Raw genomic sequence first — 25,035 nt, forward strand, 5'->3', positions numbered from 1 at the left:
TTTGCATAGAAAATTAAAGATGAGTGGATTCGTAGATCGGGAAGATTTGAATAAGGCCTTGGAAACGCTAAAAAATGGCGGACTAATCCTTTACCCAACAGATACAATTTGGGGAATAGGCTGTGATGCTACCAACCCTGAAGCGGTAGAAAAAGTCTTTCAACTGAAAGGAAGGGATAAATCTAAAAGTTTGATAGTCTTATTACATAATGACAATCAACTTGCGAGTTATGTCAATGAGATCCCGGAAGTCGCTTATCAACTTATTGAATACACAGAAAAGCCTTTGACAATTGTTTATTCGAATGCCAAAAATCTTGCTCCCAATGCTATAGCAGAAGACGGATCTATTGGCATTCGAATTGTCAAACACCCTTTTTGTGAACAGCTTTTACAACGCTTTCGCAAACCCATAATTTCCACTTCAGCCAACATCAGTGGTGAACCTACGGCAAAAGATTTTGATGAAATTGCTGACACCATTAAAGCTGGAGTTGACTATATTGTCGCCTACGACAGAGACGTAACAACAGATGGGAAATCATCTACTGTCATGAAGCTGGACCCAAGTGGTAAATTCGAATTTATTAGAAAATAATATGAAAAAGGTCTTTTTATTTCTTGTTTTATCCATTGTCGCCACTCGCTTTTCATTCGGGCAGCAAAAGGATATTCTCGCAGCCAAGCCCGGTGTAAAATATGGGAAAGAGATTTCTGCTTCCAATGCGATTTCAGTGGCAAAGCTCGAAAAGGAGCTTACACAAAAGAATGCTTTTCATGGAAAGATAACGGGTAAGGTGGTAGAAGTGTGTAAGAAAAAGGGTTGTTTCATGACCTTACAACGTGACGGGGAAGAGCCTATTACCGTTCGTTTTAAAGACTATGGTTTCTTTATGCCATCTGATATTGTGGGTAAGACGGTTGTCGTGGAGGGGAGCGCAAAGAAAAAAGAAGTTTCCGTCGCATCTTTACAACATGCGGCAAAGGATCTTGGCAAATCACAGGCTGAAATAGATCAAATTACACAACCCAAAAAAGACATTAGCATTATCGCTGATGGTGTTTTGGTTATAAAATAAAGTTGCATACGCTTAAGCTGTCGTTGTTCAGATGAAAAGATTCCAAACGTCACCCTGTCAATCCATACTAGTCGATGGCACCTTAATGACCTTCGATATGCCCATTATTATGGGGATACTCAATGTGACGCCAGATTCTTTTTACGATGGCGGCGATAATACGACCGTAGAGCGTGCAGTAGAGAAAGCGAAGGAGTTATTGCTTGAGGGAGCGCAAATTCTCGACATTGGCGCCTATTCGTCACGCCCAGGCGCACCATTAATTTCATCACAGGAAGAAATGGATCGAGCCCTTCCCCCAATTCGAGCAATTAAAGCAGCGTTTCCTGACGCCATTTTATCGATTGATACCTTTAGGGCAGACGTTGCAGCTGCAGCGGTCGAAGCAGGCATCCACATCATTAATGATGTATCTGGTGGTACACTGGACGATAATATGTTTGCTACAGTAGCCAAATACCAAGTTCCTTACATTCTTATGCATATGCGCGGTATTCCCGAAAATATGCAGGAAAAAACAGACTATACAGATATTGTAACGGATGTTGCCACCTTCTTGGGTGAGCGTATCGCCATGCTAAGAAGTATGGGGGTGAATGACATTATTCTTGATCCGGGCTTTGGCTTTGCCAAGACAGCCGAACAGAACTATGAGTTGCTTTATCGTGTCAATGAACTTCACTACTTCGAATTACCAATTTTGGGCGGAATATCCCGCAAATCCATGATCTATAAAAAAATCGGGATCACAGCCAAGGAAGCGTTAAACGGTACTACCGCTTTAAATACATTACTTCTCGAAAGAGGTATACAAATTCTTCGCGTACATGATGTAAAAGAAGCGAAACAGTTAGTTGATCTCTTCTATTCCTAGATTAACTCTATTTTCCTACAAAGCATTTCATCGGATTTTCACAGTGTGATACGGACTTTCCTTGCTATCGTTCAACTGTTATATAGGAATGGTCCGAAAGACTTAAAATCTATCAAATAAGTTAAGCTTAGATAAAAATTCCTGGGCAGAAAAACTGCCCAGGAATTCCAAAACTCGTTTTATTTTATTTCGATGCTACGGTAAGCACAGCCTTCTTATTGCCGGCATTCAAATCCAGCGTGAAGATATAGGTCTTACCTGATTCGAGTACTTTACCAGTTTTGATACCCAGATTACCAGCATCACGACCGTTGTTGCCATTCCCGATAAATACAATATCACTTGTTGTTGTAACGTCGGTGCCTCCAAACTCACCACCCCATCCTTTTTGATGGAAAAATTTGAAATTAATGTTATCGGTATTTATAGACTCTCCGGCCTTAACCGTTATCTGATATTTCTTATTACCTAGCGGAACCAAACACAGCGCTTTATCGGTATTCCAGCCTACCTGATTACTGGATACCTTAGGTTTTCCAATTCCTTCGCCAATAATCCAGACGGCACCAGTTCCGTCATCTTGTAGTTTTGCCAAATCATTGCCTGTCATCGCCTCAACCACAAAATATTTTAAGTTAAAGTCTGCGGTAACACGGTATTTGCCGGTTGCTCCTTTGAACGAAAAGGTTCCATCGGCCGCTTGAGCAAAGTAATCTGGATCAATCCACCAATTTTGCAGATCTGCAATCCCTTCGAAGGTTGTCGCTTTTCCTTGCGCGAGCTCGATTTCAACTTTGGAATGCTTATCATCAAGTCGGCTAAACTGCGATCCATTGAGTAGTACAACAATAAACGGAGAAGCCTGAAAGGTCAATGTATTAAATTGAATCGGATATACACCAGAAGTCGAATTCGAGAATGGAATTTCGGTAGTAGAACCTAAATTAATAACATTATTGACCCAACCAAAATTCATTGTATTTCCTTGTGAACCTACTTTTGGCGCTTGGATATAGCCTTTTACTTCTGCAGGAAAGTTTTCTTTTGCTGCATATTGATTACGTCCTACCTTTTCCATTCGATAGGACTTGGATTCGGTGACCAAGGTTAAATACGGAAAGTCAGGCCTGCTGAGGCTTAGATCAAAAGACTGTTCGCTCGTTTTCTGGCTTATATTCTGCAAGACAAATTTTAAGGTTGCTTTTCCGTCGGGAATACCTTTCAGGAATGGAACATAAATCTTTCCAGCGTAGTCTCCGTTTTCTTTGGTACGGATCACGGTCTCTGTTACCTTGTCATCTGTAAAATATAGCTGGGCTTTAACCGTAGAGAGTGCAACTTCTTTATCGGAAACGTGTACTTGAAATGCTAGGCTATCCCCAAAATTTGCGGATGAGATAGGTGATTTCAATTCGATTTTAGGATCCCCTACCTGATAGGTATATTTTTCATCCTTTTTACAGGAACTAACTGCGGTAAGAGCAGCAGTTCCCAAGAGTAGATTGATGAAGTATCTTTTCATTTTTTCATAATTTATGCGCTATCAGCAAGATAGCGCTTAGGGTTTATCGTCCTCCAATTAATAAGTCCAGCGGTAAGAAACAACCGCCTTGGCAGGCACATCATAGCTAAAATGATTTTTACCGTCGGCTAAGGTAATTTTGCGGCTATCGCCTGAGTCATTTAATAAAACAACCGCATAAGTTCCATCTGTATTTTGAAACGCCGTATAAACCAAGCCTTCAGCAGTATACCCAGAGGTGCCAATCCGTGTGGCTCCTGATTTGACCACCGAAGAAAGGTGACCAACAATATAATAGTGCGAATTGCGCGTTATATTTTTATAATTCGCCTTATTGATATCTACAGCTCCATAACATGTCTGACAGCCGCCCTCACGATTCGGTCCTTTTTCGGTATCTAACATCAGATTCCAGACTATGACACCCTTACTCCAATTGTTCACTGTGCCAATGGCGACTTCACGCATATCTTCCATCAAACGTTTTTCAAGATTCCGGCCATCATTCCATTCTCCAATGGATGTTTCTGTAAATACCAGTTCTTTATCCGGACGTTGATTATGGATATCTATTAGCTCCGCTTTATCACCACCATAGTTGTGGTAAGCTGCTCCCGCAAAGAATGCGGCTGCTGCCGGATCGTTATAGATCTTCACAGGGTAATCAGTCTGATCAGCAATATCATCATAGTTATAATTATGATCAAACGCATAGATTTTTGTCGACAGGTTTGCTGCTTTTAATTGTGGCCCTAAAGATTGTTTTACAAAAGCTTGCTGTTCTTGCCATGACATATAAAGCGACGCAGAGTTCTTCCTATTCAAAGGCTCATTTTGAACAGTGATGGAATAAATATTGATACCTTCTTTCTTCATTGCCTGGATCCATTGCACGAAATACCATCCATAATCCTGATAGTATTTTGGATTTAGCTGTCCGCTAGTCCAGGAATCAAAAGGCTTTAGATCAGTCAGGTTGTTAACTTTCATCCATTTCGGTGGAGTCCATGGTGAGCCCATGATCTTTACAGATGGATTGATAGCAAGTATCTCTTTAAGTACCGGAATGATATATTGGGTTTCTTCCATCTGCATACCGAAATTTTCTTTCCCTTGCTTGTCCCAGCAGGTGTATTCACTCAACGAAAAGTCAGAACATCCAATAGCAATACGAATGTAATTCATACCCATTCCATCTTTATCGGAAAAAGTTTCTGTAAGAAATTTTGTTCGATCTTCCTTACTCATTTTCATTAGATTATAGCATGTGGATCCTGTAATTGCCGCGCCGAATCCATCCATCGTCTGAAATTTCTTCGCTGGATCTAACGTAATTGTATTGGGCGACATATTAAATTTGGAGCTAAAATCAACAAAGCGTTTTCCAAAATCCAAAGACCGACTGCCTGTCGTGGTATAAATGGTAACATCACCACTTTTTTTAATATCTTCACCTTGTGAAGGTGTATAGCTGTCACGGTTACAAGATGTTGCCGCCACGAGACAGGACAACAAGAATGTATATATCATAGTATTTTTATTATTGCGTTTCATCTGTTAGTTTTTTTTCCCGTCCATCGGAAGGGCTTCCCATTGTTAAATCAATTAATAGCCAGGATTCTGAACGAGGTTAGGGTTCTGATCAATTTTTGGTTGCGGGATCGGCAAGCGGTAAGAGTTTTTTGTAAAAGGGTATACCTGCGCTTTTCGCCCAGCATCTTTTGCATAAACAGCATTCATAACTGACTCTACCTTGTCTAAGCGCACAAGATCAAACCAGCGCTGTCCTTCGAAGGCCAATTCCAGTCTACGTTCTTTCAAATAAGCATCCAATAAAGCATCTTTATTGGAACGTACCGCTGAAGATAATTTAGGCAATTTAACACGCGTACGGATTTTGTCTATAATGTCGGCAGCTCCAGATAAATCTGATCCCTGCTGAATTAATGCTTCTGCTTTCAACAACAATAGATCAGCGTAACGAAGCTTAACAATACTATTAAATGCAGACCGCAACTTAAACATGAATGGATAGTTATTTGAAGGATAATAATTACTCCAGGTTGTGGAATAATAAACGATCGATTGGCCCAAACGAATTTGATCTCCCTCGTTCGTATAGGTCTGTATCAAATCCCGAGACGGAGTTACCCATTTTGCCCAGGTAAAGTTGTTATCATAATTGGACAAATCACGTCCAAACATCCAGGTGGCCCAATTACCGCCTCCTGCTGTAAACTGTGCTTCTAAAATAGATTCTTTCGTATTACGTTGCGCAAGATCAGTATTGCTTGCGTTCATCGCATACAAATCTGAGTAATTAGCATTGAGGTCAAAGCCATCTGCAGTCAGGGCATCAACAAATTGAACGACTTTACCATAATCCCGAATTGGCTTTTCGGCATAGATCTTTGCCAACATAGCACGCGCTACAGATTTAGTAAATAAGGTCTTATTGCCGTTATTGTTGGCTGGTGCATCAGCCAATCCATCTAGCAGATCTTTTTCGATCTGCTTATAGGCTTCTTCTTCGGTGGCTTGTTTTGGAAAATACTGTGGATAAACTTCATTGACATTATCTCCCGTAATATCGGGTGCAATGGTGGTAATCACAGGGATCGATCCAAATATACGGACCATATCAAACATGGCCAATGCCCTGAATAGTTTTGCTTGTGCCTTATACGTTCTAATATCTGTATCGCTCAGCGATTTATCGGCGACACTATCCACATAAATGATCAAGCGATTTGCGCGTCCAACGTCTTCCAGGTATCTTCCCCAATCGCGGTCAACAACAGAATTAGATCCTTCAATAGAATTGTTCTCAAAAGGCAGAACTTCCGCTCCTGTCGTTCCAGCATAGGAATTGTCGGCGTGAGAATCTCCGATCAAGAGCAGGTCGAGATACCAATGCTCTTGCCTGTCTTTCATCTGTTGATATATTCCAGCCAGATAGGTTTCCACCTCGGCCCTATTTTTAAAAACAACCTGTGTTCCTGTCTCTGTTTTACCCTGGCTCACATCCGAATAATCCGAAAGCGGATCACGATTTAGCGAACAGGAAAATAAAAACAAGGAGCCCGTTAGCAAAGAAAGTGCGTTACTTATATATTTTTTCATGATACAGACAATTAAAACTCAATATTAAGACCTAGAACAAATGAACGATTCTGCGGATAGGTTCCCCAATCAATACCTTGGATTCTAGCATCGGATCCGCCAGAATATTGGTTTACTTCGGGGTCCATGCCCGAATATTTTGTCAAGGTAAATAAATTACTTACAGATAGATAAGGCTGAATTTTGTTGATACCAATCCGTTTCAGTTTTTCAGGCGCAATAGAATAACCCAAAGAAACATTTTTCATGCGCAGATAACTACCATCTTCGACGAAATAGGTTGAGTTTTTCATATCGAAACCTGCTTTTGGAACATGCGTAATCTGTCCAGGTACCCGCCAACGATCCAATACCACCGTTGTTTGATTGCGACCGTCATACATGCCCTCTGTTTCCATACGGCTGGCATTGAAGATATCATTGCCATAAGTCCCCTGAATGAATATACTGAGATCGAAATTCTTATAAGAGAAGCTGTTTGTCATACCGTACACAAACTTTGGAAGCGGATTACCGATATACGTACGGTCACTTGATGAAATCTTACCATCGTCATTCAGATCACGGTACATGAGTTCGCCCGTTTCAGGATTTACACCATCTGATAGATAACCGTAGAATCCTGCAAGTGATCTCCCCGGCTCATTTTTTACCACAAAGTCATTGACATAATCGTTTGTCTTGACATCATAATACACCTGTTGTAAATCCAATTGCTGTAGTTTATTTCTGTTGAAAGAAATATTAAAATCTGTGTTCCAAGTAAGATTTCCGGTCAGATTCTTTGAATTCACCGCAAATTCAAAACCATGGTTGTTCAGGCGGCCACCATTTCTCTGGATAGTGTTTGCTTGCTGTCCTGCAGGCAGACTTGCATTCATTAACAGGTCTTTGGTATCCTTGTTGTAATAATCTGCACTGACGGTTAATCTATTGCTCAACATGGTGATATCAAAACCGATGCTGGTGGTACTTGTAGTTTCCCAAGTCAGGTCTTTCGCTCGTAAGATTGTTGGTTTGTTGATATTGGGCAATGAATTTTCTTTTCCTTCGACAAACCACTGTTGACGCTGGATACCGCTTAATTGCAGATACGCATAATCGCCTAATCCGTATTGGTTACCCGTTTGTCCCCATCCACCGCGAATTTTAAAATCATTAATCCAGGCAATATCTTTCATAAAGTCTTCCGAAGAAATTCTCCATGCAGCCGAAACCGATGGAAAATATCCCCAACGGTGTTCTGGGCTAAGCTTCGACGAACCGTCTGCACGCATATTCGCAGTCACTAAATACTTGCCATCATAATTATACATGGCGCGAGCAAAATAGGACATAATTCCCCAGTTTGAGGCCGTAGATCCTGTTCTGTCCCAAGAAATCTTATTGGCAGCATTCAGTGTTTCAATGATGCCATTGGCATAGTTTGAGCCAAAAATCTCACTTCTAGCGTACTTAGAATCTGTCCAGGAAGAACCACCCATTGCCTCCAGATTATGCTTACCATAGCTTTTGCTATACGTTAAGATATTATCCCAGGTCAATACGGTGTTTGTATTGCGCATGTCGGAGGCCTCACCAAATTGATTTCTTCCCCATGCTGTGGTCCAAGGATCCAGGAAGGTAGTCATAATGCCCGATCTTCGATCGAATGAAAACGAAGTTTTCCAAGTGAGGTTGGGCATAAAAGAAACCAATGCACTTCCTGTGGCGACAATCCGATTTTCTCGGTTATTATTATTTTTTGTCCGCGCTAAGTTTTCCAAAGGACTGGTAATGTTGCTGATCCCATAGAAATTATTATAGAATCGATCCGGATTTGCCAGATCCCATACCGGGGCATAAGTGGGTGTGGTAATCACCGAGGTAACAACACCGCCACGATTGGATCCCAAGCCCGAGGTAATGCCATTATCATTGTTATCCGAATAATTGATATTCGCATTGACCTTTAACCATTTTCGAACCTGATTGTCAATATTAACACGGAAATTATACCGTCTAAAGAACGAGCCTTGTAATGTCCCTTTTTCATTCAAATAACCGCCGCCCAAATAGTATCGGATTTTCTCATTACCATCCGAAATTGATATTTGATGGTTTTGCTGAATACCTGTTTTGTAGGTCTCTTTAAACCAGTCGGTCTGATCCAACAATCCTTCCGGAAGGTTGACTAGGCCGATCTCATCTTGTAAATCTTTGTATTGGCTAGTATTTAAAACCTGGACAGTGTTATTGACAACATTGGCTGTCCATTGTGTTCCAAGCGTTATTTTTGCTTCACCAGCTTTACCGGACTTGGTGGTTACTAAAATCACGCCATTCGAACCTCGAGAACCATAAATGGCGCCGGATGAAGCGTCCTTTAGGATTTGGATATCCGCGATATCATTTGGTGACAAGAATTTAATATCCTCAACTGGAACTCCATCAACGACATACAAAGGAGTCGTATTGCTATTAAAAGACGTTATTCCGCGAATTTGTATTTGAGGTGCTGCACCTGGTTGACCACTCGGCTGAATAACAGCTACCCCGGCCGCTTTGCCTTGAATAGCTTGGCCAAAATTAGTAACGGGTCTCTTCTCTAGGTCTTTGGTAGAGACAGAAGAAATTGCGGTCGTCACGTCTTTTCTTTTCACACTACCATAACCGATTACAATGACGTCTTCAAGCACATTGGTAGACGAATTTAATTGGACCACCATGGTATTATTGGCAGGCACTTCTTTGCTATCGTAACCAACAAATGTAAATTGGAGTGTACTGCCCATAGCAGCCGAAATTTGAAAACGCCCATCCCCGTTACTGGAGACTGCATTGTTACTTCCCTTCTGTGTAATGGTTACTCCAGAGAGTGGTTTCTGATCGTTGGCATCCAGGACACGTCCACTGATTTGGATCCGGTCTTGTGCAAACACCACATTCATCAAAGTGAACAGGAAAGCCAACCCCATAGAAAAGGTAACTTTTCGTGTAAAGTAAATCATATGAAATAAAAAATTGGTTATTGTTTCATCTTTTGGTTATTCCAAAATGGCAATGAGTTTCCCCTGCTTCATTGCTCAAAACAAAACTAAGGTCACCTTGATAGAGAAAAAAGAGCGAGTACTTAAAAAGTACCTATTAAAAAACTCAATACCCTAATAATAAGAATAATACGAAAAATAGCACGCTTTAAAAAGTACCTAAATAAGCGAAAGAAAGCGATTGATCTACTGTGTTTTGGTATGGAAGCGTGGGTCTACGCACGGTCAATTACCGCAATCTGGCAGACGGCAGCTTCAAAGGCGTCCCGATTTCCGGCAGCTTTATTACGTACCTTTGTTCTATAATTATAAACAGTACGAAGAGAATAACGCAGGAAGCTTGCAATCTTCACCGAATCATCAATGCCCAATCGAATTAAGGCAAAGATGCGAAGTTCGGTATTTAACAGCTCGGTCTTTTTGGGGTATATCTTCTCGTCCTCCTGAAGCAAAGCATTGAATTCATCAACAAAGGTCGGATATAGGTTTAAGAAAATACGATCAAAATTGACATACAGTTGCTTTACCTCCCGTTCTTCCATTTGTGTTGACTTCAACTGCTCACGAAGAGCATCCCACTGTTGATTTGTAGCCCTCTTTAATAAAGCCTTTCTAATATCTTCCATTTTATCGATATAGCTTGAGCACATATCAAAAAATTGAGCTATATATTCTTCTTTGATGTGGTTGGATTCCGATAATTTAAGATTAGTCTGATTGATTTCATTATTTAATGATCGAAGTTGCTGATTTGTTGCTGACAGCTGTGATCGTATTCGTCGCAAATGTTGCACCTGTCTATAAATAATAAGGAGCGCAATGATGACGCCAATCAATAAAATACTGACGATAACGACTAAGCCAACCAACTGCTTATTTTGACTACTGATTTTCTGCTGATAGGCTGCATTGATGATAGGGTATGAAGAGGTGCCTTCGATAATTCGATACCGGACTTTACATAACATCGCATCGTCAATTGCCTTTTCAATAAACTGAAAAGCTCGGTCAAAATCTTGCTGATCATAATATGTTAGGGCGAGGTCGTGAAAAGATGCGTTGTCCCGATTAGCCATTTCAATATCAGCACTCGCCGATATGGAAAGATAATAAATCTGACTTTTTACATCCTTCTCATACTTATATATGAGTCCCATAAAATACGCTATCAGGGCACGCTGCTCAACATCCTTCTTGTTTTCGTTCCAAAGCATTAACAGTTGTCTTTTAGCATCCTCACGATTACCGTTGAACAACGTTTTTATGGCGATGGTGGTACGATATTCCAATGAAGACTTTGGCAGTACCGTCAACAATGAATCACGATACTTTTCACTTGCCTGATAATACTCTGATCGATTATTACTCTGACCATAATGGCTATAGAAAGAGCTGTAGGTATCATAATACTTTGCCAGAAGATTCCTGCCGAGATGAGCTGACTCGACTTGCTTCAATAATTGTGCGGCTTCGATGTATCGTCCGATGGTGGAATATACCCATGCCAAATCGAGATGGATTACTGCCTGTAAAGAGTCATTACCTAGCGGAGCCAGTTTTTGACACAGTAAAATATAAGAAAGCGCTGCGTCGGAATCAAATTTCTTATAATTTTCAAAGATTTCGTAGTTTTTCTTCAAAAATTGAGCAGGATTACTTTCGAGAGCTTTTGCTTCTTGTTTCAGTTTTTCCAGCTTATCTTCACGATTTTTGACGTAAATCTTTTGGTTGTCCATTAAATATTCCAAACGTTGTAAAACGCCAATACTATCCGAAGTCACTTGGGCAGATAGGTAAATACTAAAATGAGAGCAAAGTAGAAAAAGAAAGATGCGCTGCAACATACTAAAATCGGTTCAACATTCTGTGCCTAAACTACATAAAAATAACTACAAAACATACATGACTTTGCAGCAAGCATTAGTAATGAGAACAAACTGAATATTCTTTCTGCCCTATCACATGAAGGACTATCAAAAAAAAGAGGACGTCTCACGACGGCCTCTTTCACTGACCTTTTTTGGGTCCAAGAATTAACAAGTTAATTCTTTATCGCATGAAAAATAGTTTTCCTATTGAAATAAAAAGCCTTATTGCCAGCCCCCTCCTAGGGCTTTATAGAGTAGAATCTGGTTTAACGTACTCTCTTTCTCCAGCTCCACTTTTCCAACTTGAGCTTCCAAAGATTCTTTCTGGGCCGTCACAACATCCAATGATGACACCCTCCCGGCAATAAACAGCTCTTGGGCAGCTTCAATAGATAATTCCAATGCCTGAACATGCTCATCCACGAAATTACGTCGCTTGACGATCGCCTCTTGCGTCATAATCACATTAGAAACTTCATTGTACGCATTTAAAACCGTTTTTTCATAGTCCACAAACGCTATTCCATAGTCTGCTTTAGCAATCTCATACTGCGTTTTAAGCTGTCTTTGGTTAAATAAGGGAAGTGTAATACCGCCAAAAAGATTATAAGCAATAGATCTATCCAAGTTGAATAGCTTGCCAAAGCTAAAGCTCTGTAATCCTACAAATGGACTTATTGCAACAGAAGGTAGAAATGCCAGACGTGAAGCTTCTTGGTTGTTTGAAGATGCAATCACCTTGAGATAGGCCGCTTTAATATCCGGACGTTGATTTACCAGATCATCTGGTGTACCAAATTGCATGGCATGATATAAATCGGCATTTTCGGTATAAGTACTTCTTACAATCGGTTGATAAAAGCGTCCCAATAACCCATTGATATGATGTTCCCACAAAGCTATCTCCTGCAGTAACTGCTCCTTGGCAGCTTTGGAGTTGGCTAATAAGGCCTTAAATTGCTGTACAGATAGCTCCGTTGCATAACCAGCATCCTTTTTTACCTCAACAACTTCTAATGCATTCTTATGCAATGCAATATTCCGATCGTATACCTTTATTTTTTGGTCCAGCGCTATCAGTTCATAATAAGCCGTGGCAATATTAGAGACCAACTCTGTTTCTAAAAGGCGCTTACCTTCCTGTTCAGCTAAAAAGCCAAAGTAAGCTGCTTGTTTTTGGCTCTTCAACTTTCCCCAAAGGTCAATTTCCCAGGAGGAGCGAAGTCCTATAAAATAATCTGGAATAAAGGGCTCAGGCAATTTTTCATCACTCTTCAGGTTTTCTGAAAAATTTGAATCGTAGTTACCTATTCCCGATTCTGTATAATGTCCATATTTCCGTATTCCACCTTCCACTACAGCTTCAACGGTTGGCCCTAATGCCGCCTTACGCTGTTTAAAATAAGCTTGTGCAGATTCCAGTCGTAAGATCGATTGACGAATATCCATATTATTCAGCAAAGCAGAATCAATCAGAGAAACTAATTTTGGATCCCTAAAGATTTCCTTCCAGGACCTGCGGCCTACATTTAAACTATCCGGCGAGATGCTTTTGGAAAATGAAGCCGGTACATTTACTTTCTCCGGTTGATGCGCCTTTTTAGGCACCGAACAACTACCCAATAAAATAAGTGCGGCTATGACTAAAGACGCCTGTTTGACAACGTGTTTCTTATTCTCCTTTTTTGAGAATAAAATCACTAATCCAGGGATGACAAGAATCCCGAGTATGGTTCCGATAAGCATCCCCCCCACCGCAGCGGTACCAATACTCCGATTGCCCAATGCTCCGGCTCCACTGGCCATCATTAAAGGAATCAAACCTGCTATAAATGCAAAGGAAGTCATTAATATGGGACGCAAACGGGCAACCGCTCCTTCAATTGAAGCTGTCACGATATCCATTCCCTGCTTATATTTTAAATTGGCATATTCCACAATCAAGATGGCGTTCTTACCCAACAAACCAATCAGCATCACCAATGCTACCTGCGCATAGATATTGTTTTCCAGTCCGAAGACTTTCAAGAAAATAAATGCACCAAAGATCCCTGCCGGAAGACAGAGGAGAACCGGTAAAGGCAACAGAAAGCTTTCATACTGCGCACATAACAACAGGTAGACAAATAGAAGACATAGGGCAAAAATATACAAAGCCTGGTTTCCAGAAATCTTTTGCTCACGGGTCATACCGGACCATTCGATGCTATAGCCTTGCGGCAAAGAAGAAGCAATTTTCTCCACTTCGTCAATGGCTTGACCCGAGCTGAAACCTGCTGAAGACTGCCCTGTAATCATGGCTGAACTAAACATGTTGTAACGCGTGATTTGTTCAGGTCCATAAATTCTGTCCATGGAAATAAAGGCATTGTAAGGTACCATCTCACCTGTCTCATTCTTTACATATAGGCGCAGTACATCTTCTGGGCGTTGGCGATATTCGGGACCAGCCTGAACCATCACTTTATACATTTGTCCATAGCGGATAAAGTTGGTTGCATAAAGACTTCCCATCAAGGTCTGCAGTGTATTCATGGCATTTTCTACTGATATCCCCTTTTTTGCAGCCATATCGTAGTCAACCTTCAGCATATATTGCGGGAAGTTCACATCAAAGCTGGAGCTGATATCCTGAAGGACCTCGCTTTTCTCCATATCGTCCATAAACTTCTGCAGTACTTCGGCCGTTTTATTCAGATCCTCATTACCGCTTCGATCCAAAAGTCGCAACTCAAAACCCGACGAATTACCAAATCCAGGTACCGTCGGCGGGGGAAAGAAATCAATCTGTGCATCAGCAAAGTCTTTGGTTTTATCGCGTAGCTCCTTAATGACATCATCTACAGTCTGGTCCCGCTCTTTCCAAGGCTTAAGGTTAATCATACCCATTCCATAGGAAGCTCCTGATACTTCGGTAACTATACTATATCCTGACAAGGTCGAAACAGTCTCAACAACATCGAGCTTTCGTGATACGGAGTCAATTTTATCCAAAACGCGTTCTGTGCGGTCTACAGTTGCACCCGGCGGTGTCGTTACCGCAACATAGATCATCCCTTGATCTTCTGTCGGAATAAAACCTGCGGGTAAGATGGCACTACTGCCCCAAGTTGCGACAAAAAATCCTCCCAACAAAAGCAGTGTTAGTCCGCGTCGTGCACTCGTTTTTACCAAAATACCTTTATAGCCAAAGGCAGTTCTATCATAGATGTGGTTGAATTTTTTAAAGAAACGATCCAACCAGTTATTCGATGGTTTACGGTCATGTGGTGATTTTAAGAAAAGTGCACACAAAGCGGGCGTCAATGTTAAAGCGTTGATTCCCGAAATAACAATAGCGGCGGCGAGTGTCAGCGAAAATTGACGATAAAATATTCCGACTGGTCCTGAAAGAAAGGCTACTGGAACAAAAACAGCCGACATAACCAAGGTGATGGCCACAACGGCACCACCAACTTCTTTCATGGCTTCTAATGTCGCTTCCATAGGTTGGAGATGCTCATCTTCCATTTTGGCATACACAGCTTCCACGACAACAATCCCATTATCTACCACAATTCCTATCGCCAATACCAATGCAAATAAGGTCAACAGATTGATGGAGAAACCGAGCATCTGCATACAAAATAGTGCGCCAATCAAACACACGGGCACGGCCAAAATAGGGATAATTGTGGCTCTAAAATCTTGCAAAAAGATAAATACCACAATAAAAACCAAAAGGAATGCTTCTAATAAGGTTTTGATAACAGAAGATATTGAGGCATCCAAAAACCGCGACACATCATATCCCATCGTATAGGTCATGCCCGTCGGGAACTGGGTCTGTTTCAGCTCTGCCATCCGATCCTTTACACGCTGAATCACCTCCTGTGCGTTTGATCCGGGCAATTGCTTTAACATGATGGAAGCCGAGGGCCGACCATCGGTTTTGGATACCATTTCGTAATCTAATGAGCCAAATTCAACATCGGCAACGTCTTTAATACGAATAATGGAGCCATTGGCCGTGGCGCGAATAGGAACGTTAGCATATTCATCAATTTCAGTGAATTTACCCGGATAACGCAAAACATATTGTTGCATGTTACGCATTTTATCCGAGCTGATACCTGTTTGACCTGGCGCCGCCTCGATATTCTGCTTCCGCAATGCAGCAACCACATCCTCAGCAGAAATATTATAAGCTGCCATACGGTCAGGCTTAACCCAAACACGCATCGCATAGTCGCGCATCCCCATAATCTGAGCAAGTCCAACCCCCTCAATACGTTTCAGTTCCTTTAAAATATTAATGTCTGCGAAGTTGTAAATGAATCTTTCATCTGCCGTTTCATCGTCTGTAAAAACATTGAGATACATTAACATCGAATTGACCTCTTTCTCTGTCGTAACGCCTGCTTTAATTACTTCCTCGGGTAGTTCATCCAATACGGTTGTAACGCGATTTTGTACGTTTACGGCAGCGATATCTGGATCCGTGCCGACTTCGAAAAAGATCTGAATCACTGTGCTTCCGTTATTGGTAGACACCGAGTTCATGTAAGTCATCCCTGCAACACCGTTAATTGCTTTTTCTAAAGGAATAGCAACTGCATTTGTACTTACTTCAGCATTAGCTCCTGTGTAATTGGCATTGACGACTACCGAAGGTGGGACAATATCCGGAAATTGTGTAATGGGCAATGTAAATAAGGCCAACAGACCCAAAAGTGTAATAAACACCGAAATAACCAACGACAGTATGGGCCGTTTTATAAATGTTTCAAACATAATCTATCCTCCGCTACAATTTCCTCATTTTTGGATTAATTTTCATTCCACTCCGCAGTCCTTGCACTCCTTCATAAACAACTTTGGCGTTGGAATCCAAACCTCCGTCCACAATATAATAATGTCCTACACGCGGACCAGCACTAAAAGGTGTCATTTTAACGGTACTATCTGCCTGTAGTGTGTACACATAGGTTTTATCCTGAATCTCAAATACTGATTTTTGATGTACAAAAGTGTGCTCCCCTGTCTCCATAGGCACCGCGATCTTACCAGTTGCACCGTGTTTTAGGATATGTTCGGCATTTGGGAATTGGACCCGAAGCGCAATCGATCCTGTATTGGCTTCAAACTCACTTTCAACAAGATGCGCAATTCCTTCATGTGGATAAAGCTCGCCATTGGCTAAAATTAATTTCACCGACTTTTGCGTTTCTTTGCCATTGAGCTTATCGCGCATAAGTGCTAGATACTCCCGTTCAGAAATATCAAAATAAACATTCACTTTGCTGAGGTCAGAGATGGTTGTAATCAAACTTCCTTCGGTCAAAAGAGAGCCCTCACGCAGTAAGATACGGTCTATACGACCGTCGAATGGAGCCCGTATAACGGTATAATCCAATCTTGTCTGCGCCTGATTAACCAACGCACGAGCTTCCTCTATTTTAGAATTGGATGCTTTTAGCTGAATCTTTAATAAATTATACTCCGAAGGACTCACAATATTCTTGTCAACCAATTTTTGAGTTCGTTCCATCTCCAGTTTTATCTTTTGAGATTCGGCAATAGCATTATCATACTGTGCTTTGGCTTTGGCTAATTCTGATCGGTATTCCTCATTATTATATTTAAATAATAGCTGTCCTTTCTTTACCCAGACGCCTTCATCGACATAGATTTTATCCAAAAAACCATTCAGTTTTGAGCGAATCTCGACGTTTTTTAAGGCTTGAACATCTGCAATATACTCCTGATAAACGGTGGTGTCCATCACCATCAAAGATGCAACGGGTATATTTTTGAGTTCTTCTTTCTGATCAGCGTTAGCATTAGAGGAGCGGCATGATGCCAACATCCCAACCGTGCCAAGTAAAAGGCACAGTATCCGTAATTTGTTCATAGGGAAATAATCTTCTTTTTAGTGGTCACTATGGAATACCCAATCAATTTTTTATCCATGTAGGCGTTTACCGAACATGGGTATTTCATCAACGATAATAAAATGTAAAATGTAAAATTCTTTTGCTAGCCATTAAATTTCAATGACTGAAGGGATCGTGTAAACAAATGAACTACGATAACTTCATCAATTCTGAAGTGTACGCTATCGCCACGGTCGTATGACGCACAAAAACTGTCATACTTTTCAACTTTAATGAAATGTAGCTTTGAATGAAAAGATAAATAGAGAATAGTTAGAACGGCCGAAACCGGTATAGGAAATGATAGTACCCGGGCCGACAGATGGTTTTAGAACGGTAAAAAGGATGTTCGTCATCCTTTGCGAAGCATAAAGCGGTGAAAACAATACCGAAAACAAAAATGAATATTGGTAACACTTGACTATTTACCGCAAATATGCGATAGTCATCCTGTAACAGCACTTTTTCCTCATGGGAAGATTGAATAGGATCCAAATCCAATACATCATCTAAAAAATACTCCACAATAGTCTCGCCCGCATGCACAACCTGTCCCGTTGCCGACGAGAAAGAATCATACGTCAACAAATTAAGGTATGCAAAGAGTATTAACAAATGAAATATTTTACCTAACATATTGTAATTAAGAACGACAAAGATATGATTTTAAATACCCAAGATTATTGTATTCATGTAAAAAAACCATGACAGCCTCAAAATTAACTATCATGGTTTTCAAATACAACTCAATTTTCATCGATTGTTAAGAACTTTTAACGTTCAATGAAGTGCTAAATTTTCGTATAGATTAAGGATTAGCGAACTTATTGCTGTAGCAATTTTATCACTTATCTATCTTTTCACGACTAAAGGAATACGGAGAATCCGCTTTTTTTGTACCTCTATTTTTATTTGGGGCATCGCTCATTTTGAACTGAAGGTTGGCGCCCTGCAGTAAGTCTTTATAACGGATATAATTCCTGCCATAAGGTTTTCCATTCCAGGAAAGTTGGTCTACATAGACCTGATCCCCCCCCTTTTGCTTCGCTTCAATCAGCACTTTTTTACCGTTCTCAAGACTTAGGGTCACCTTATCAAATTGCGGAGAACCGATCACATATTCTCCTGATCCGGGTGAAACGGGATAAAATCCCAATGAAGAAAAAACATACCACGCCGAGGTCTGCCCATTGTCTTCATCCCCACAATAGCCATCCGGTGTGGGCAAATACAGTTTATCCATTATTTTACGTACCCAATATTGTGCTTTCCATGGCTCTGCAGCATAGTTATAAAGGTAGGGCATATGTTGAATTGGTTGATTACCATGCGCATACTGTCCCATATTCATCACCTGCATCTCACGCATTTCGTGTATCATACCGCGACTCTTCATCCCCTCATAACTCGGAATAACAAATACAGTATCCAACATGGATACAAACGACTTATTACCACCCATTAAATCAATTAAACCTTGAGGATCGTGGAATACGCAAAAACTCCAGTGCCAAGCATTTCCTTCGGTATATTCTCTCGACCAAGCACTCGGGTCAAAATTGGGAACGAATGAACCGTCGGCGTTTTTTCCGCGCATCAGTTTAGTACTTGGATCAAACAGATTTTTATAGTTCATTGCCCGTTTGGCATAAATCGCTGTCTCCGCCTTGGATCTACCCAGCGCTTTACCAAACTCATAGATACACCAGTCGTTATAGGCATACTCCAGTGAGCGCGCTACATTTTGGTCGACCTTTACGTCGGCGGGGATATAGCCTAATTTGTTATAGTATTCGTAACCAAAACGGCCAGTAGAGGTATGTTTAGGATAGGCATTATTGGCACCATGTTTCAATGCTTCCCATAATAATTCTTTATCATATCCCTTCCGACCAGTAATTAACGCATCCGCAACAATAGATGCAGAATTGTTTCCAATCATCGATGCGCGGTGTCCTGGAGAAGCCCACTCAGGAAGATAGCCGCTCTCTTTATAAGCATTTACCAAGCCTTCTTGCATACGATCGTTCATAGAAGGGTACAATAAATTCAATAGTGGAAATAAACTGCGGAATGTATCCCAAAAACCTGTATCTGTAAACATTTCTCCAGGTAACACCTGGCCATTGTAGGGGCTATAGTGAATACGGTTACCCCTTGCGTCGATCTCCGAAAAATCTCTAGGGAAAAGTGTTGATCGGTACAGACAGGAATAAAATGTACGCAGTCTGTCAATATTTTGGTCTTCAACTTGTACACGTCCCAGCACGTCATTCCACTGCGCTTTACCTTCGTCAACAACCTGCTGAAATGTCTTCGACTTAACTTCTTTCAAATTAATTTCTGCCTGTTCAAAACTTATAAAAGAGGAAGCGATCCGAGCAATGACTTTCTCGCCTCTCTTCAAGGAAGGAAAGCCAACGACTGCTCCGGCGTGATTATCCTGAATTTCCAATTCATCTGTTCTTATCGCGCCGCTTTTAACAGCAGCTTTGTAGGAGAAAGGTCTATCAAAGGTAATGACAAAATAATTTTTAAAATTATCCGGAACGCCGCCGCTATTCTTTGTTGAATAACCGATGATCTTATTTTCCTGAGGAATTACTTTAATATAAGAGCCCTTATCAAAGGCATCGATAATAACGTAAGCACTATCTGTTTTAGGAAAGGTAAACTGGAAGATTGCCGCTCGTTGCGACGGAGATAATTCAGTTGTTACATCGTGATCTGCGAGATAAACACTATAATAGTAAGGTTTTGCAATTTCGGCTTTATGTGAAAACCAGCTTGCTCGTTTTTCCTGATCAAATTGCGGAGTTCCCGTGACAGGCATGATTGAAAACTGCCCATAATCATTATTCCAAGGGCTTGGTTGATGGGTTTGCTTGAACCCTTTGATTTTATCTGCCGTGTAAGTATATACCCAGCCGTCTCCCATCTTGCCCGTCTGTGGTGTCCAGAAATTCATACCCCATGGCCTTGCGATCGCAGGATAGGTATTCCCGTTAGACAATTCATACTTCGATTCGGTACCGATCAGAGGATTCACAAAGTCAACCGGTGAGGACTGCTGCGCCATAGCTGTATGAATAGCGCATAGAAAAAGAATGCTACCTGTAAGTTTTTTAATATTAAACATATTTATGCTTTTGGGTTGAACGTTTATAATGCAAAAGGCTAAAACGTATTAGTAAATATAGGTAAGAAATTTAAATATAGCCGATTGACAAGCTATTTTTCACAAGATGGTTACAAAAAAAAGCGAACAGCCCCTATCACTCCAAATAAAATAGCCGCAAGATATTGTCTTTGTCAAACCAATACCTTACGGCTAATTTTTAAACCAATGAGCCTCTTGTCGCTAACAACCTCAACGAACTGTTGTCAATTTTTGGTGCTTACTTTGGTAGTTCCAAAAGCCTAAATTCACTTATTTGGAAATTTGACCCAGAGGATACCGCTTTTAAAACATACCTGTAATAACTATAAGGTTTTGCGTTCGTAAAAGAGAAATTAACGGACTTTCTTCTATCTGCTGAAGTAGTACCAAAGCTATAACCTGTGACCGTGCTTAATGTTACCCAAGTTTCTCCATTGTCGGATGCCTGTATTTCCCAATCTTTCGGATCTCTTTCCGGAGCATCATTTCCGGTTGTTATGGTATAACCATTGATCGTTTGGGGTTGATAGAATGCAAACTGCCAATACATACCGGGCTGATATCCACCGACAAAAAGTTTCGTAGTAATGTCGTTGTCGATTAATTTTTTCGAACCTTCGCCCGCATCAGGACCACTGGAATTGTCCTGAGAAATTCGAAAAGTATTGTCAATATTTGTCCAGTCTTTTACAATTCCCAGATCTGTCAGCATCTTTGTAATAACGATCTGCGAACCTTTCGGAGTTTTAACACGAAGTTGATAGGTCTCAAATTTACCGATTTCAATAGAAATATCTGCTTTTGCCTTATCAGAAACTTGCACATACTTATCTTTATCAGTCATCTTTGACCAAGTGACTGCCTGTACTGCTATGTCGCTGTCGTATGCCAAAATCAGCTTACCAGTTCCATTCTTTGTCGCATTGAATCGAATTAATTTTTCAGCATCAATTTTGATAACTTCTTCACGTTGCGCCCAATCTCCATTCTCGTTGAGCACTTTAAGTTTGACTGTAAAATTACCCGTATTTAAAAAGGTATGTTGTGGCGAAACCTTTGACGAGGTGCTGTCATCGCCAAAACTCCAGCGCGTTTCGCTATAATCCGTTGACTGATTTGTAAATTCAAAAGTAAAAGGATCATCCTTGGCAACCTGTTTTGTAGAGAAAGCTGACACCGGATTGGGTAGCTGAGGTTTTTCTACTACTACTACTTCCTTTTCTTTACTGCAACCTAGACAGGTAAACAGTAAAAGAATATAAAAACTGTATTTTACTAATTTCATCTTCATAAATTCATCGTTGTAATACCATGTGTTGCCTTACATCTATAAAAATTCAATCATCCTCCATTCAGAACATTGAAATAAGCTACTCCCAACATTTTCTGTAATATTTAGACGATAAAATTTGTAAATACCCGGCTTTTGGACATTAAATCTTCGTGTCTGAATTCTATTCGGGAAACTCTCATTTGTTCGTGTGTCAATCGTAACCCAGTTCTTACCATCTAACGATCCCTCAAGAAACCAGCTTTTTGGGTCACGCTCGATCGCATCATTTCCGGATGTAAGTGTATATGCCCCAATTTTCAGCGTTCGCGTGAACGTCAATGTACACTGCAGATCGCCCGTAAATGCACTTTGTAAAAATTTGGTACTCGTGAGGTCGTCCACAAATTTTAAGCTACCTTCACCCGCACTTGCACCACCATTATTATCCCGGTTTACCGATAGTGTTGCTTCTCCCGTTACATCAAATTCAACAACTTTTGCGCAATCAATTAAAATCGTGGTATAGTTTTTCAGCGGATTGATCACATGCAGGGTAGGATCCTTTAAATAGACTGTTACAGCGAGAAACTTATCTTTATTTTTGGTAATAACATCCCAAGGAATCGATATATTGAAGGCCGCCGCCGATTTATTCCCCAGCACCTGCACGCGTGAAGGAAGTGCGTATTCATTTTCCTGTAAACCGATCGTATTCGCGGGAACCTTTTTCTGCGTTATCCAATTTGAAATTGAATCAGTTGTACCTCGCACTTCAACATAAAAAAATTTACTTGGAAAGGATGCTAACGAAACGCCGATTGGTATCTCGATTCCTGAAGGTGTAGTATTGTAATTGTTATGATCGCTTGCTAAAATAATATTGCCAGGTGAATTTGTTATCGAAAGATAATGGATATCTGTTGCTGTCAGCAAATTCTTTGAGTCCATCGTTACAATTACGCTACTGGGATTTCCCAGCTGATTACCTTTTCCAGGATTGGATAATTTATAGGACAACGCAAACTTCTTACCGTAAACACGTTCGATCTCTGTTCGCGAAATCGTTAATAAAAAGGAGGTGGTATCCGCACCATATTGAAATTTCACGATATTCGGAAAAGAAAATGCCGAATTGGGGAGTGTAACCACCTCTTTTAGTGTTCCTGATTGGATTAATTTGTTCACCGTATCGGTATTCAATTGAATTTCAACATCAAAGGTCTTTGACGCAGGACTACTCAATTTTACCTTCATCGGAACCTGTACATAATCATTTGTTTTGATCAGATTATTGCCTCCACCTTCAGCGATAACTTGAGCAGGAGCACCCTCCCGTAAATTAAATACCTCTAAATTATCTTTTGAACAAGCCAACAATTGACTTAAGAACAAAATGATCGTTATATAATAAAATAGTCTTTTCATAATTCTCTTTTTAAGATTACTTATCAACCCAAACTCGTCCATCTAATTGCCAATTCTCTTGTCGCGCAATTTGTAACCAGCTAAATATCTGAGCGGTTATATCAGTGTTTTTCGGTACTAACGTACTTATTGTTTCAACAGAAGGAGCGCAAAGAAAATCGTTCAGCTTAGAAATTTCATACGTGGAATTGCCCATCTTTAAGGTATTTCCATAAGGCCCATCGTCATAAAGTACACCATCAGTAACCGTTCCAACAATAGGCCAATTGGCAGCAAGATTCGGATAATAGGGATGTTCTTCACTTACTCCAACCTGACAATTGTACTGCGTAATGACGGCCAAAGGCAAGGCTACTTTCCAAAATCGCACATCAGCCAGGTAGTAGTCACCTTGGTTCCAACTGCTTCCTCCATTTAAAAGCCCCAACCTAAATTTCGCTGGACTGCTAATCGTTCCCCACGAACTTATGTCCATCTCATTTCCCGGGAGACCGTTTGTATAGGTTTTCAAAATACGTTTACCTTCGCTTGTGAGGGCTCCGACTATAGTCACATTATTCCAGGTTGCGTTGTTCAATTTAGGACCATTTACCTCACCACTTCCGTTCGGGCCGCGCCCGTTGAACATCCAATAATCATCTTTATCTTTAAAAGCCATTACCCATCCATTTGTTGGTGCACCTGATTCCCATTTCTCACGTTTGCCGATAAAAGATGGATAATTAGAAAATTTGTATGTGTTATTTGGCCCCTTATTCTTCTTAACTTTTAATTCAATGGTAAATTCTTCTTTATCACCAAGATCGAAAACAGGATTATCACCTTCGGTTAACTCTGCGTAGACACCGCCTTTAAATCTTAGAAAATCTCCCGAAAAGCGACTGCCCAAGTAAGGTTTATTGATATACCTTGAATTATATTTAGGTGAGTAAAAGATAGTGAAGGTATTCACATTTGGATTACTAAAAATTGTATTGTCATTCTGCGCAGGAGGAATTTCAAAAGGCCCTCCTTTACTCGAAGTGATGATAACCAGCCAGTTCTCTTTTTTAAAAGCTGGGCGTTGCACCAAGGCCTGAATAACTTCCCCTACCTGCTTATCGAAATTTTCTATGGCGGATTTATAAACAGCGCTGCTATTGTCATAGGCGCTGGCCTTTCCGGCCTTATCAACAGCTGTGAAATGGGCAGTCAACAAGGTTAATTCCGGTTGCTTTAACCCTTCCTTAACACTATTGACAACCTCCTCGTCGGTACTCTCCAACTTAGCTACCGCAACAGGAGCAAGATTTTCAACAAATAGTTTAGAACTGCTATAGACTTTGAATTCAGGGTTCTTCATATTTGCAGCGACCCGTGTATAGACTGTTGGAAAGGTCTGAAAATTATTGTTCTTAAAATTATCACCAATGACCAAATGTTTATTTTGGTTCACCCCAGTGATAATACTGGCTAGATCGGCGCCCATAGCAGTTGCATCGTCATGCTCCTCGCTTAACGAAACCCAGGAATAAATCGAATGGTTGAGCAATCCATTCATCGTTGGAATATTTGCCGTCCGGACAGACTCTCCCCTTGCTCCGTCCACGATGAGCATGAGTACTTTTGGCTTGCCATATACTAGGTCAACGGTATCTTGTTGCCCCTCATTATCAGGCAACAGGCGTCCGAATTCATCATTACACGATATGGAAATTGATAATATAATCAAAGACATTAGCCAGCGGCCTATATTTTTAAAATTAGCTTGAGATCTCATCAGTTTAA

Annotated in this window: 15 protein-coding genes; 3 read left to right on the forward strand and 12 right to left on the reverse strand. The window is 40.7% G+C overall.

The window, feature by feature from the left end:
* Positions 1–19: 19 nt before the first annotated feature.
* From QE382_RS23000 to folP, 3 genes are read left to right on the forward strand one after another with little or no spacing between them, the layout of a single operon-like run.
* Positions 20–598, forward strand: a complete 579-nt coding sequence (locus QE382_RS23000; RefSeq protein WP_209577474.1) for an L-threonylcarbamoyladenylate synthase — start codon at positions 20–22, stop codon at positions 596–598.
* A 1-nt stretch (position 599) separates the two neighbouring features.
* On the forward strand, positions 600–1,079 hold the full coding sequence (locus QE382_RS23005; protein ID WP_209577472.1) for a DUF4920 domain-containing protein: 480 nt from the start codon (positions 600–602) through the stop codon (positions 1,077–1,079).
* Positions 1,080–1,110: 31 nt separating this feature from the next.
* Positions 1,111–1,953, forward strand: a complete 843-nt coding sequence (folP, locus tag QE382_RS23010; RefSeq protein ID WP_307187916.1) for a dihydropteroate synthase — start codon at positions 1,111–1,113, stop codon at positions 1,951–1,953.
* A gap of 184 nt (positions 1,954–2,137) precedes the next feature.
* Here the strand turns inward: folP and QE382_RS23015 are convergent, their stop codons facing one another.
* The 12 genes from QE382_RS23015 to QE382_RS23070 all read right to left on the reverse strand — a co-directional run bounded on the left by QE382_RS23015 (position 2,138) and on the right by QE382_RS23070 (position 25,027).
* Positions 2,138–3,475 (reverse strand): DUF5125 domain-containing protein, encoded by a 1,338-nt coding sequence (locus tag QE382_RS23015; RefSeq protein WP_307187917.1) that lies wholly within the window; start codon positions 3,473–3,475, stop codon positions 2,138–2,140.
* Positions 3,476–3,532: 57 nt separating this feature from the next.
* Complete coding sequence (locus QE382_RS23020; protein WP_307187918.1) at positions 3,533–5,005, reverse strand: endo-1,6-beta-glucanase; 1,473 nt, start codon at positions 5,003–5,005, stop codon at positions 3,533–3,535.
* A 75-nt stretch (positions 5,006–5,080) separates the two neighbouring features.
* Positions 5,081–6,598 (reverse strand): RagB/SusD family nutrient uptake outer membrane protein, encoded by a 1,518-nt coding sequence (locus QE382_RS23025; protein ID WP_307187919.1) that lies wholly within the window; start codon positions 6,596–6,598, stop codon positions 5,081–5,083.
* Positions 6,599–6,609: 11 nt separating this feature from the next.
* On the reverse strand, positions 6,610–9,588 hold the full coding sequence (locus tag QE382_RS23030; RefSeq protein WP_307187920.1) for a SusC/RagA family TonB-linked outer membrane protein: 2,979 nt from the start codon (positions 9,586–9,588) through the stop codon (positions 6,610–6,612).
* Positions 9,589–9,842: 254 nt separating this feature from the next.
* Positions 9,843–11,471 (reverse strand): SusR family glycan utilization regulator, encoded by a 1,629-nt coding sequence (susR, locus tag QE382_RS23035; protein WP_307187921.1) that lies wholly within the window; start codon positions 11,469–11,471, stop codon positions 9,843–9,845.
* Between the two features lie 246 nt (positions 11,472–11,717).
* A complete protein-coding gene (locus QE382_RS23040) occupies positions 11,718–16,268 on the reverse strand; it encodes an efflux RND transporter permease subunit (RefSeq protein WP_307187922.1) in 4,551 nt (1,516 codons plus the stop codon).
* A 13-nt stretch (positions 16,269–16,281) separates the two neighbouring features.
* Positions 16,282–17,388, reverse strand: a complete 1,107-nt coding sequence (locus QE382_RS23045) for an efflux RND transporter periplasmic adaptor subunit (protein WP_307187923.1) — start codon at positions 17,386–17,388, stop codon at positions 16,282–16,284.
* A 295-nt stretch (positions 17,389–17,683) separates the two neighbouring features.
* Positions 17,684–18,046, reverse strand: a complete 363-nt coding sequence (locus QE382_RS23050; protein ID WP_307187924.1) for a hypothetical protein — start codon at positions 18,044–18,046, stop codon at positions 17,684–17,686.
* A gap of 208 nt (positions 18,047–18,254) precedes the next feature.
* Entirely contained in the window at positions 18,255–20,549 is a 2,295-nt protein-coding gene (locus QE382_RS23055) for a GH92 family glycosyl hydrolase (protein ID WP_307187925.1), read from the reverse strand.
* Positions 20,550–20,808: 259 nt separating this feature from the next.
* Positions 20,809–21,861, reverse strand: a complete 1,053-nt coding sequence (locus QE382_RS23060; protein WP_307187926.1) for a PKD domain-containing protein — start codon at positions 21,859–21,861, stop codon at positions 20,809–20,811.
* A 36-nt stretch (positions 21,862–21,897) separates the two neighbouring features.
* On the reverse strand, positions 21,898–23,268 hold the full coding sequence (locus QE382_RS23065; protein WP_307187927.1) for a discoidin domain-containing protein: 1,371 nt from the start codon (positions 23,266–23,268) through the stop codon (positions 21,898–21,900).
* Positions 23,269–23,284: 16 nt separating this feature from the next.
* A complete protein-coding gene (locus QE382_RS23070; RefSeq protein ID WP_307187928.1) occupies positions 23,285–25,027 on the reverse strand; it encodes a DUF4983 domain-containing protein in 1,743 nt (580 codons plus the stop codon).
* Between the last annotated feature and the right edge of the window lie 8 nt (positions 25,028–25,035).

This window comes from Sphingobacterium zeae (genome assembly GCF_030818895.1).
Lineage (GTDB): Bacteria > Bacteroidota > Bacteroidia > Sphingobacteriales > Sphingobacteriaceae > Sphingobacterium > Sphingobacterium zeae.